The 12198-nt window shown below is 39.1% G+C and carries 15 protein-coding genes; all 15 read left to right on the top strand.

The window, feature by feature from the left end; genetic code table 11:
* Positions 1 to 3 precede the first annotated feature (3 nt).
* The 15 genes from kdsB to pyrF all read left to right on the top strand — a co-directional run bounded on the left by kdsB (position 4) and on the right by pyrF (position 12101).
* Positions 4 to 765: a 3-deoxy-manno-octulosonate cytidylyltransferase gene (gene kdsB / locus ABDV70_RS05605; RefSeq protein ID WP_343596101.1), complete on the top strand. Its 762-nt coding sequence runs from the start codon at positions 4 to 6 to the stop codon at positions 763 to 765.
* On the top strand, positions 762 to 1751 hold the full coding sequence (locus tag ABDV70_RS05610; RefSeq protein WP_343596103.1) for a DNA polymerase III subunit delta': 990 nt from the start codon (positions 762 to 764) through the stop codon (positions 1749 to 1751). The genes kdsB and ABDV70_RS05610 overlap by 4 nt, the downstream gene beginning before the upstream one ends.
* A gap of 17 nt (positions 1752 to 1768) precedes the next feature.
* Positions 1769 to 2110, top strand: coding sequence for a PilZ domain-containing protein (locus tag ABDV70_RS05615; protein WP_343596105.1), 342 nt, complete (start codon positions 1769 to 1771; stop codon positions 2108 to 2110).
* 26 nt (positions 2111 to 2136) lie between these two features.
* Positions 2137 to 2916 carry a TatD family hydrolase gene (locus ABDV70_RS05620; protein ID WP_343596107.1) on the top strand — a complete coding sequence of 260 codons (780 nt, stop codon included), beginning with the start codon at positions 2137 to 2139 and terminating at the stop codon, positions 2914 to 2916.
* A 26-nt stretch (positions 2917 to 2942) separates the two neighbouring features.
* A complete protein-coding gene (locus ABDV70_RS05625; protein ID WP_343596111.1) occupies positions 2943 to 3563 on the top strand; it encodes a TetR/AcrR family transcriptional regulator in 621 nt (206 codons plus the stop codon).
* Between the two features lie 97 nt (positions 3564 to 3660).
* Complete coding sequence (locus ABDV70_RS05630; RefSeq protein WP_343596113.1) at positions 3661 to 4263, top strand: 6-carboxytetrahydropterin synthase; 603 nt, start codon at positions 3661 to 3663, stop codon at positions 4261 to 4263.
* A gap of 24 nt (positions 4264 to 4287) precedes the next feature.
* Positions 4288 to 5001 carry a uracil-DNA glycosylase gene (gene ung / locus ABDV70_RS05635; protein ID WP_343596115.1) on the top strand — a complete coding sequence of 238 codons (714 nt, stop codon included), beginning with the start codon at positions 4288 to 4290 and terminating at the stop codon, positions 4999 to 5001.
* Positions 4998 to 6113, top strand: coding sequence for an enoyl-CoA hydratase/isomerase family protein (locus tag ABDV70_RS05640; RefSeq protein WP_343596117.1), 1116 nt, complete (start codon positions 4998 to 5000; stop codon positions 6111 to 6113). Before ung ends, ABDV70_RS05640 begins: the two co-directional genes overlap by 4 nt.
* A complete protein-coding gene (gene tadA / locus ABDV70_RS05645; protein ID WP_343596119.1) occupies positions 6103 to 6606 on the top strand; it encodes a tRNA adenosine(34) deaminase TadA in 504 nt (167 codons plus the stop codon). The genes ABDV70_RS05640 and tadA overlap by 11 nt, the downstream gene beginning before the upstream one ends.
* Positions 6607 to 6782: 176 nt before the next feature.
* Positions 6783 to 7664, top strand: coding sequence for an amino acid ABC transporter substrate-binding protein (locus ABDV70_RS05650; RefSeq protein ID WP_343596120.1), 882 nt, complete (start codon positions 6783 to 6785; stop codon positions 7662 to 7664).
* A 407-nt stretch (positions 7665 to 8071) separates the two neighbouring features.
* A complete protein-coding gene (gene cmk, locus ABDV70_RS05655; RefSeq protein ID WP_343596121.1) occupies positions 8072 to 8758 on the top strand; it encodes a (d)CMP kinase in 687 nt (228 codons plus the stop codon).
* Positions 8759 to 8869: 111 nt separating this feature from the next.
* Positions 8870 to 10543, top strand: a complete 1674-nt coding sequence (gene rpsA / locus ABDV70_RS05660; protein ID WP_343596122.1) for a 30S ribosomal protein S1 — start codon at positions 8870 to 8872, stop codon at positions 10541 to 10543.
* Between the two features lie 153 nt (positions 10544 to 10696).
* The gene (locus ABDV70_RS05665) at positions 10697 to 11005 is read left to right on the top strand and encodes an integration host factor subunit beta (RefSeq protein WP_343596123.1); all 309 of its coding nucleotides are present in this window, start codon (positions 10697 to 10699) and stop codon (positions 11003 to 11005) included.
* Between the two features lie 22 nt (positions 11006 to 11027).
* On the top strand, positions 11028 to 11387 hold the full coding sequence (locus ABDV70_RS05670; RefSeq protein WP_343596125.1) for a lipopolysaccharide assembly protein LapA domain-containing protein: 360 nt from the start codon (positions 11028 to 11030) through the stop codon (positions 11385 to 11387).
* Between the two features lie 12 nt (positions 11388 to 11399).
* Positions 11400 to 12101, top strand: coding sequence for an orotidine-5'-phosphate decarboxylase (gene pyrF, locus ABDV70_RS05675; RefSeq protein WP_343596127.1), 702 nt, complete (start codon positions 11400 to 11402; stop codon positions 12099 to 12101).
* Positions 12102 to 12198 lie beyond the last annotated feature (97 nt).

The following is a 12198-nucleotide window of genomic DNA, read 5'->3' on the forward strand; positions in this document are numbered from 1 at the left end:
TTTATGAAACATATCGTTATCCCTGCGCGCTATGCAAGTTCCCGATTACCCGCTAAGCCATTGCTTGAGATTCATGGTAGAGCCATGATTTTACGTGTGGTCGATCAGGCAAAAAAGGTAGAAGGTTTTGATGACTTATGTGTTGCAACGGATGACGAACGTATTGCTGCGGTTTGTCGGGCAGAAGGCATTGACGTTGTTTTAACACAGGCTGAGCATCCATCGGGAACTGATCGCTTAAGTGAAGTTGCACGTATTAAGGGTTGGGATGCAGACGATATTATTGTCAATGTTCAGGGTGATGAGCCATTATTGCCTGCTCGGTTGGTGCAACAGGTAAGTCAGTTATTGGTTGATCGACCACAGTGTTCAATGTCGACATTATGCGAGCCGATTCATCATTTAGACGAGTTTCGACGTGACAGTATTGTTAAGGTTGTGATGTCAAAATATAACGAAGCCTTATATTTTAGTCGCGCAACCATTCCTTATGACCGTGATGCCGCTAAACACCAGTCTGAAACATTACATAACATGGCTTATCGTCATTTAGGGTTATACGCATATCGTGTGAAATTATTACAAGAATATGTGACATGGGATATCGGGCAATTAGAGCGCCTAGAGAGTCTGGAACAATTACGTGTACTTGAAAATGGTCATCGGATTGCGATAGCGGTTGCAGAAGCAAATCTGCCACCAGGTGTTGATACACAGGCCGATTTAGATCGTCTCAATGCAATGGATATCTCAAACTTCCAATGATACTCACACCTCCTGCATCTGCGCACCCTGTGTTTGTTTGGCAACAATCTGTTTGGGACATGCTTACACAACGATTTCCTGAAATTGGACATGGTTTATTGTTTTACGGGAAACAAGGCTGTGGAAAGGATGTATTTGTCCAGCAATTTTTAGCATGGGTGCTCTGTGCAAATAAAACGCCTCAAGGTGCTTGTGGGCAATGTGGAAGCTGTCTGTGGCTGAAATCTGATACGCATCCTAACTATGTGCGTATCAGTACAGACGATGAAGCGAAGAAAGCCAATCCACAAATCAAGATTGAGCAAATACGAGAGCTTTTGCCATTTGTTCAGCAAACGGTTGATGGATGGCGGGTTATTGTGATTGAGCCTGCTGACGCTTTAAATGTAGCTGCTGCTAATGCCTTGCTCAAAACGCTGGAAGAACCAGGTGAACGAGTGATGATCATTCTGGTTACAGATCATTTTCTAAAGCTTCCTGCAACGATACGTAGTCGTTTACAACGCTATGCATTAGATCGGCTGAGTTCACAACAAGCAATGACCTATGTCAAACAGGCATTACCTGAGCTCAATGAGCAACAGGTGTGCTTATTGCTTAATTTATCGAGTGATATGCCTTTACAGGCAGTTGCTTTGAATGATCAGGTCTGGTTGTCAAAACGTGCTGAATTTATTTCGGATTGGCAGGATTTGGTGATACAAAAACGCTTGCCCATGAGTTATGCAAGCAAATGGGCTAAAGCATTTGCATTTCATGATTTTATGCAAATGTTTGAGTATTTGTTATCCGATGTCATTTGTGTCAAACTGAATCAATCAATAAAAAATATAGATATTGACTTTACATCTCTTGCTGAAGTGTATGAATTAGAAACATTGTTTGGAATCCTTACACATTTGCAAGAAAGTAAAGTGATGTTGGGGCAAAACGTACAAACACAGTTAATCCTAGATCAACTTTTTGTACAGTTGATGGATGCGTAAAAATAAGGGGATATGTTATGCAACCACAAATGGGTGGAATTCTTCAGGTAAATGTTGCAGATCGTGCAGCATTACAGGCAAGTTATATGCCTTTTGTAAGTGGAGGAGGTTTATTTATTCCTTCTCAACAGCCTGTTAAGTTAGGTCAGGAAATTTTTGTTTTGGCAACACTTCCTGAACAAACGCAAAAAATTCCATTAACAGGAAAAGTCGTTTGGATTAACTATAAGCAAGCAGGTGTAAAACCTCAAGGCTTTGCAATTCAACTGAGCGGAGATAAAGGAACATATTATCGAATCGAAGCCGAAAAGCTTCTTGCAGGTGTAATGTCATCCTACCGTCCGAACTATACAATGTAATAACGTATTAAATTTGAGGAAAAAGCGTGTTTACCGATACACATTGCCATTTAACGATGCTTGATTTAACCCCCTATGATGGGAATCTGGATTTGGCATTACAGCAGGCGCAAGATGCTGGTGTGACAAAAATGATGGGAATTTCGGTTGACCTAGATGATCATCTTGCACTCGCCAAAATCGCTGAACAATATGAAAATATTGGCTATAGTGTTGGGGTGCATCCGTGCGAAGATCCTGCTGTAATGCAACGCGCGACCGTTGACTATCTGGTTGAACTTGCGCAACCAGAGAAAGTCTGGGCACTTGGTGAAACTGGGCTAGATTATTACCACAGTACCGACTATATCTCTGAGCAAAAAGCCTGTTTTGCTCGACATATTGAAGCCTCTAAACGTATAAAAAAACCAGTTGTTGTCCATACCCGATCAGCTAAAAAAGACACAATAGAACTGATTCGTGCAGAAGCATCACATCATGGTATTTTGCATTGCTTTACTGAAGATTTAGAAACAGCAAAAGCAGTTTTGGATTGTGGTTATTACATTTCATTTTCTGGCATTGTGTCATTTAAAAATGCACAAAGTTTAAGAGATGTCGCAAAAATGGTTCCGTTGGATCGTTTGCTGATTGAAACGGATAGCCCTTATCTCGCGCCTGTTCCATATCGTGGTAAAAGCAATGAGCCAAAATATGTACCATTTGTAGCTGAAGCCTTGGCACATGTGTATGGTAAAACAACAGAAGAAATCGGACAAATTACCACACGTAATTTTGAAATGTTGTTACAAAACCCACATTCATAATTGCTCAAGCCTAGAGATGAAATGGAATGGATCGACAAACACAATTTCGAGAAAGAGAGCAGTTAATTTTTCAGGTTGCGGAGCGTCTATTGCTAGAAAATGGCGATACAGGAATGACGCTCGATGCTTTGGCAGCCGAACTCGATCTGGCGAAAGGGACATTGTACAAGCATTTCCAAAGTAAAGATGAGCTATATATGCTCTTGATTATCAGAAATGAAAACATGCTTTTGGAAATGATGAAGCAACGGCATCAGAACTTTAATGAAATGCTGACCTTCTTTATGTTACATCATCTGCACCATCCTGAACGCACTGTATTGTTTCATACATTAGAAGAACGACTTTCGATGTCTGGGGTAGGGTTGCAGCGTTTATTTACAAATTTGTATCAGATACGTCGTCAGAGATTAAGAATCCTGATTCAAATGGTCGAGGAATATCTCCTACAAATTCAAAGTACCATGAGTGTTCGTGACTATTTGGCAGGGATTTGGTCTTTAACACAGGGTGCAGCCATGATGTTAAATTCGAGCTTCTACCAGCGTTACTTAGGCTCAAGAGATTCGCTGCGTATGACTTATATTCAACAGGCACTTGCCATGCCTTATGCCATACAGCATCGTCAAGTTCAGATTTCTGAGTAATCATTTTTCCTTTGCAGTGTGAAACAAAAAAATTCCTCAAAAATTGACTTTTGATTTATAATTTCAGATTCCCTAAATTTGTTGTTATTCCAGACCCATGCTGATTCGAAAGTTATTTAAGTTTGAAAATGCTCATGTTGTAAGAAATTGCACATCCGATCGTTGCAAGCGTTCAATTCATGGCCATAGCTATAAAGTCGAGCTTATTTTAAAAGCATCGAAACTTGATCATGGACAGATGGTTTATGATTTTGGTTTATTAAAAGGTGTGATTAAAGAGTTATTCGATAGCTTTGATCATGCCATCTGTTTTTGGAACCAAGATGATGCTGAATATATTCAAGCGTGTAAAAAATTTAGTGCGCGTTGGATTAGCCTTCCAGTATCGCCATCAGCCGAGCAATTTTCCAGAATATTTTTCTTTCTTGCACAACAAGTTCTAAAGTCGACCAAAACCCAAAATGGTGAGGGTGATGTAGATGTGTATTCAGTGATTGTGCATGAAACTGACACAGGGTATGCACAAAGTTTTTCTGAAGATATTCAAAATGAGCAAATGGGGATGCTTACATTGGATAGCATGGAATTTTCTGCTCAAATTCAGCAAGAATGGTCAGACATGATGATGTATGACAAACTGAAACGGGGTGAATTCTTTCATAATCCAAATGTTGAATTACAAGTGAAAGTACCTTCCTAAATTTTAAAAATGTTTGAGAAAAGTATGCTATTGACTGAACAACAGCAACAAAAGTTGGATAAAGTACAATTAGAGTCTTCTTGGAAAAATGGATTACAGGAGTTTTTGGTAGGTGCTCAAATGGAGCAATTACGTACATTCCTAAAAGATCAAAAACAGCAAAATAAAACTGTTTATCCACCAGGGCATTTAATCTTTAATGCACTTAATACAACACCACTTTCGCAAGTCAAAGTGGTTATTTTGGGGCAAGATCCATACCATGGACCAAATCAGGCACATGGTTTGAGTTTTTCTGTGCAAAAAGGTGTTGCATTACCGCCTTCTTTGCGTAATATCTTTCATGAACTGCACTCTGATTTAGGAATAATGCCTCCTCGACATGGCGATTTAAGCCAATGGGCCGCACAGGGTGTTTTATTATTAAATAGTGTGCTGACAGTGGAAGCAGGTCAGCCAACCTCACATCAAAATCAGGGTTGGGAAGCCTTTACGGACTATGTTATTGATGTTCTCAACGAACAACGTGAGCATCTTGTATTTATTTTATGGGGTGCGTATGCTCAGCGTAAAGGACGACGTATCGACCGTGATCGACATCTGGTCTTAACGGCTGCTCATCCATCTCCACTGGCAGCAAACCGTGGTGGTTTTTTTGGTTGCAAGGTATTTTCAAAAACAAATCATTATCTGAAACAACATGGCATAGAGCCTATTAACTGGCAGCTGGACGCATGACACAAATATCTAAAAATTATCATCCGGATCTGATGATCGAACATGCAGACAATGGATGGAGAATTATTCGTTTAAATCGGCCAAAATCACTTCATGCCTTAGATTTATCCATCGTTACAGCATTGTATGAAGTTTTTCAGGATTTTCATCAAGACGATACAGTCAAAGCAATTTGGCTAGATTCAACAACATCTAAAGCATTCTGCGCAGGTGGAGATGTACGCAAGCTTCGCCAGTTGGTGATTGAAAATGAATCTGGTGTCGCAGATGAATTTTTTAAACAGGAATACCTTTTAGATTTACTATTGCATAACTATGCGAAACCTATTGTCGTTTGGGGTGAAGGTTATGTCATGGGTGGTGGGTTAGGTCTATTTATGGCTGCGCCATTTAGGTTGGTGACACCTCATTCACGTCTAGCGATGCCTGAAATCAATATTGGTTTATACCCAGATGTGGGTGCGACACGCTTTTTAGCAGATCGAGGCGCTGTTGGTTTATTTACAGGTCTTACAGGGTCAATTATGACTGCTGCGGGAGCGTATGCCATTGGCTGGGCGACACATATTTGTGATACACAGCGAGATGTTGTCCTAGAAAAAGTAATTGCAATCGACTGGTCAGATTATCCAGCAGGAGCTTTTAGAGCAATCGATGATACTTTAAATAGTTTGCATCGTCCTGTGGGTGCAGGTCCTTTACAAAACTCACTCGATGTTCTGCATAGTGTTTGTCGAGGCGTCCACTTTGAATATGACTATGAAGCAATTGTGGGTTTAAGCGATGCCCGTAGTGATTGGTTGCGTCAGGCAAGTGAAAACTTGCAAAAAGGTTCACCTGTTACAGCAGCGTTGACATGGTTGTTATGGCAATGGGGACGAACCGTTCGTTCATGGAATGATGTTTTTGATTTGGAAATGCAAATTTCAGCATGGAAAATTCGTCATCCAGACTTTGTTGAAGGCGTTCGTGCACGTCTCGTGGACAAAGACTTATCACCAGAATGGCAGCAATATAATGAACTGACATTAAAAGGTATTTTAGGAAATTGTCCACCGATAACCACAATTGAAAGCTGGAATGAAGTTTTAAAGCAATACAATGTCATATGATTTAATTGTAAAACCAACATTTAGTTTGCAAGATGAACACTGGATGCGGCTTGCTTTAGAGCAAGCGAGCTTTGCTGCAAGTCAGGGAGAAATTCCGGTTGGTGCTGTTATTGTGAGTCAAGATAAAGTAATTGGGGTGGGGTATAATGCGCCAATTACTTTAAATGATCCAACAGCCCATGCAGAAGTAATGGCTTTAAGAGATGCTTGTGCAAATTTGGGTAATTACCGTCTACCTCATGACGCGACATTGTATGTCACTTTAGAGCCATGTACGATGTGTGTTGGTGCATTGGTACATGCACGTGTTCAAAAAGTTATTTTTGCTGCAAGTGAGCCGAAGTCTGGTTCACTCTTAAGTGCCAGACAATTATTAAATAATAATGGCTATTATAATCATATCTTTGAATATCAATCAGGTTGTTTACAAGACGAAGCTGCTGCTGTACTTAGTGCATTTTTTAAAATGCGTCGAGCCCAAAAAAAGCAATAAAAGTCCTGTTTAGATTCGCTAAATTAAGAATGCTTTATTTTTGTGCATTTGATTTAAAATTCTACTGCTAATTCATTGAAAATGGGATATATTTTCGCACTCATAAATTGTGTTGGAATGTGAATCCCATTATTGAAATTTAGAAATATTGGGGTTAGAAAAAGGGAAAATATTAAATGAGTCTTATTAAGATTTGTGTATCGGGGACAATTTGTTTTTTATCAGCAACTTCAGCTTTTGCTGCTGATACATTGGCGAAAATTCAGAAAACAGGCACGATTGTGATTGGTCATCGTACATCATCACAGCCGATTTCTTATGTTGTAAATGGGCATCCAGTTGGATATGCGATTGATATTTGTAATGATGTCGCAACTGAAATAAAAAAAGAGCTGCATTTACCAAATTTACGAATCGTTTATAAAGCAGTAACACCAACAGATCGTTTTGCCCTGTTAAAGTCAGGCCAAATTGATATGGAGTGTGGTACATCAACACATTCGGTTTTGCGTAATAATGAAGTGGATTTTTCAACCAATTATTATATGGCTGAAATCCGCATGGCGGTTAAAAAAACATCTAATATTAAAGATATTGATGACTTAGACAATCGCAGAGTTGTTACAACAGCGGGTGTAATTGCTGATAAATATTTAAAACGCACTGTGCGTGGGCATGATTTAAATGTTCATAAGTTATATGGGCGTGATCACGCTGAATCGTTTAGCTTACTGGCAACAGGTAAAGCAGATGCTTTTGTAGGCGCAGATTCGACATTGGCAGGTCTAATTGCAACATCTGGTCATCCACAAGACTATAAAATCGTAGGTGAAGTATTATCGACTGACCCTTATGCGATTTTATTGCCAAATAATGACTCTAAAATGAAAGCCGTTGCGGATAAAGTTGTAACAAATTTATGGCGTTCTGGGAAAATGGACCAACTTTACAAAAAATGGTTCTTGTCTCCGATTCAACCCCACAATGTTTCATTAAATATGGAATTAAATAAAGCCAATAGAATGTTGCGTGCTCGTCCAACAGATGCTGGGAACTAATCATTTACTGTGATTACTTGGAAAAGTATTCTGGTTGGTATGATTTAATACGACAAATGCTGAAAAATTAAACCTATTGTGGTTTGATTCTGTAAGAGATCTCATGATTCAGTAAGGTACATCTTGCTGAATCATTTTTATTTCAGGTTCTTTATTAATATTGGTTCGTATTTTATGAGCCTTAAAAAATAATTTTTTATAAAATTTAAGATAATAATTTCTTGTGATTAAAATATTTAAGCTTGTATTTGCCTGAATTATTTTGGATAAAAGTCAATTGAACAGAAATATTCTGCATCATTTTAATAAAAGCTATAGAAAGGTTATTGAATTTCTTTTACCCAGAATGCAGACTACTCGCAATTTTTATTCACCTTAAAGGTGAAAAAGCGAAATTTGGATGATTTATGAGTATTCATGTAATTACAATTGATGGCCCAAGTGGCTCTGGGAAGGGAACATTAGCTTCAAAAATAGCGAAGCACTATGGATACCATTTATTGGATTCTGGAGCTTTATATCGTCTTTTAGGGCTTTCTTTAAAGAAAAGACAGCTTTTGACACAACTTGATACAAAATTAGCAGAATGTGTTGATATTGCACTTCATTTAGAAATTGAATTTACTTCTGACGCAGATCATTTGGGAATACAGGTTTTCCTAGAAGGGGAAGATGTTACTCAAGTTATTCGAACAGAAGAAATTGGTGCTTGTGCCTCGCAAGTTGCGGCTATTCCTGAATTAAGAGAAGCGCTTTTGCAGCGACAACGTGATTTTGCTCAGATACCAGGTCTAATTGCTGATGGTCGCGATATGGGAACAGTGGTATTCCCTGAAGCACCTGCTAAAATTTATTTAACAGCTTCTGCACAATCCCGAGCTGAACGTCGTGTAAAACAGTTGCAGGCTATGGGGATGAATGCTAAAATGGATAGCATTTTAGCTAATATACAAGATCGAGATCAGCGCGATATGGAGCGATCTATAGCGCCATTGAAGCCAGCAGAAGATGCTTTCTTGATTGATAGTTCAGAGATGAATATCGATCAGGTGTTCCAAATGATGGTTCAATATATCGATTCAAAATTAGCATAAACTTAGATTTTCAGTTGACGTATCGCTTGATCAGATTAACTAAAGACGATATGAAAACTTAACTAAACAGGCCTTGTCTGATCCAAGACCGCAGACTCTATCAGGTATAACATGACCGAATCTTTTGCAGCCCTCTTTGAAGAAAGCGAATTAAATCTAAACGTTGAAAAGGGTGCAGTCATCCAAGGTGTTGTAGTAAGCATCGATGACGACTGGGTAACTGTTGACACTGGCCTTAAATCTGAAGGCGTTGTTGACCGTGCTGAATTCTTAAATGACCAACGTGAACTAGAAGTTCAAGTTGGCGATACTGTTGATGTTGTTGTTGAAGCACTTGACAACGGTATGGGTCAAACAGTTTTATCACGTGAAAAAGCAAAACGTGCTGAAACTTGGACTAAACTTGAAAAAATCTTTGAAGATGGCGAAATCGTTACTGGTGTTATCTCTGGTAAAGTTAAAGGCGGTTTCACTGTTGACATCGGTCCAGTTCGTGCGTTCCTTCCAGGTTCTTTAGTAGATACTCGCCCTATCCGTGATACAACTCACCTTGAAGGTAAAGAGTTAGAATTTAAAGTAATCAAACTTGATGCTAAACGTAACAACGTTGTTGTATCTCGTCGTGCTGTTATGGAAGCTGAATCTTCTGCTGACCGTGAAGCGCTTCTTGCTCAGCTTGAAGAAGGTCAAACAGTTACAGGTACAATCAAGAACCTTACAGATTACGGTGCATTCGTTGATCTTGGTGGTATTGATGGTCTTCTACATATCACAGATATGGCTTGGAAACGTATCAAACACCCTTCAGAAGTTGTTGAAGTGGGTCAAGAAGTTACTGTTAAAGTACTTAAATTTGACCGTGAACGTAACCGTGTATCATTAGGTCTTAAACAACTTGGTGAAGATCCATGGTTAGCGATCATGAGCCGTTACCCTAAAGGTTCTATCGTTAAAGCACGTGTAACAAACTTAACTGACTACGGTTGTTTCGCTGAAATCGCTGAAGGCGTTGAAGGTCTTGTTCACGTTTCTGAAATGGATCATACAAACAAAAACATCCACCCATCTAAAGTTGTTCAGATTGGTGATGAAGTTGATGTTATGGTTCTTGAAGTTGACGAAGAACGTCGTCGTATTTCTCTTGGTATCAAACAAACTCGTGCTAACCCATGGGAAGAGTTTGCTAAAGCGCATGAGAAAGGCGAAAAAGTTTCAGGTACGATTAAATCAATTACTGATTTCGGTATCTTCATCGGTTTACCAGGCGGTATTGACGGTCTAGTTCACTTGTCTGATATTTCTTGGAACGAACAAGGCGAAGAAGCAATTCGTCGTTACAAGAAAGGTGACACTGTTGAAGCGGTTATCTTGTCTGTAGACGCTGAAGGCAACCGTATCAGCCTTGGTATCAAACAATTAAACAGCGATCCATTCAATGACTTCTTGGCTGCGAATGAACGTGGTGCTTTAGTTAAAGGTACTGTAACTGCAGTTGATGCGAAAGGCGCTACTGTTAAGTTGGGTGATGACATCGAAGCAACACTTAAAGCTTCTGAAATCAACCGTGATCGCGTTGAAGATGCGACTAAATTCTTAGAAGTTGGTCAAGAAGTTGAAGCGAAGATCATCAATGTTGATCGTAAATCTCGCTCTATTAACTTGTCTATCAAAGCGAAAGACGAAGCTGAAGAGAAAGAAGCTGTTGCAAACCTTCGTACAGCATCTGCTTCTCAAGACAATGGTCCTAAGACTATTGGTGATTTGATCAAAGCTCAAATGAAGTAATAACAGAAAGTAAAAATTAGTGTAACTAATTGATACTTTATATGTAATTACTGTAAACGGTAGCGTAGTATTCGTATATTACGCTACCGTTTTGTATTTAAACGGGTTATTATCAAAATAGTGATAAATTGCTATAAATCAATGAGGTCATAGATGACTACAATCGAAGCTCTAAATAAGTCTGATTTAATTCAACGAATTGCACTTAAAAATCCACACTTAGCGGAACCTTTGGTGGAAGAAGCAGTTAAAATAATGATCGATCAAATGATTGAAGCATTATCTTCCGATAACCGTATTGAGATTCGTGGATTTGGTAGTTTTTCATTGCATCACCGTGAACCACGTGTTGGACGCAACCCTAAAACAGGAAGATCTGTTGAAGTTGCTGCGAAGGCAGTGCCGCATTTCAAACCGGGTAAAGCACTTCGTGATGCTGTGAACGAATCATTAAATACTTAAGTCGTGTTCGCATGGGGGGTTTATGCGCTTTATATTAACTCTTTTACTCATTGTATTATTTGTCTATTCACTGGCATTAGTATTATTAAATGGAACGCCTGTATCTGTAGATCTATGGTTCAATCATGTACCAGAAATGAGAGTAGGTCTATTGGTCTTAATTACCTTAGCATTAGGTATTTTAGTCGGTTTACTGTTAGGTGTTCAGGTTTTCCGTGTTTTTCAAAACCATTGGGAAATTAGTCGCTTGCAAAAAGAGATTGACCGATTACGAAAAGAACAGATTCAACAAGCTCAATCGGCTGCTGCCGAAGCTGCTGCTAATGTCAGACATGAAAAAACTATTATGGATATTAGCCCAGAAGATAAAAGCCCATTATAATGGGCTTTATTTTTGAGTTGGGAAAACGTCTTGAGTATTATTGTTGCATTAGATGCGAAGAGTCAGAATGACGCTTTAACAATTGCAGAGCAATTGGATCCGAAGTTATGCCGTGTAAAAGTGGGAAAAGAACTTTTTACCCATGAAGGGCCACAGGTTGTGAAAGCCTTGCATTCTTTGGGTTTCGAGGTTTTTCTTGACTTAAAATTTCATGATATTCCAAATACAACAGCTCAAGCAGTATGTGCGGCAGCAGATTTAGGCGTATGGATGGTTAATGTTCATGCTTCTGGCGGTCGTAAAATGATGGAAACATGTGTTGAGCGCTTAAAAGCAGGTAACTATCAGACGCAATTGATTGCTGTTACAGTACTGACGTCAATGGGGCGTGAAGACTTAGCAGATATTGGTTTAGATATTGAACCTGTTGAACAAGTTAAACGTCTGGCGAAATTAACCAAAGACAGTGGTTTGGATGGTGTTGTCTGTTCTGCTCAGGAAGCAAAAATTTTACGTCAATTGATTGGACAAGATTTTTCTTTGGTTACACCAGGAATTCGCCCAGCAGGTTCGAGTGCTGATGATCAAAAGCGTATTGTGACACCAAAACAGGCAATGTTAGATGGTTCAACACATCTTGTGATTGGTCGCCCAATTACGAAGTCTGAAAATCCACGTCAGACATTACAAGAAATTTTAGCTACATTGTCTTAAAATTGATTGATTGAGAATGCTGTTATGTACATGTTCTCAATCAAATTTTATTCGCTTAAGAATGAATGCTTGAATTTTTGAGTGACTTAAGAGAATA

Source organism: Acinetobacter sp. (assembly GCF_039596015.1).
Lineage (GTDB): Bacteria > Pseudomonadota > Gammaproteobacteria > Pseudomonadales > Moraxellaceae > Acinetobacter.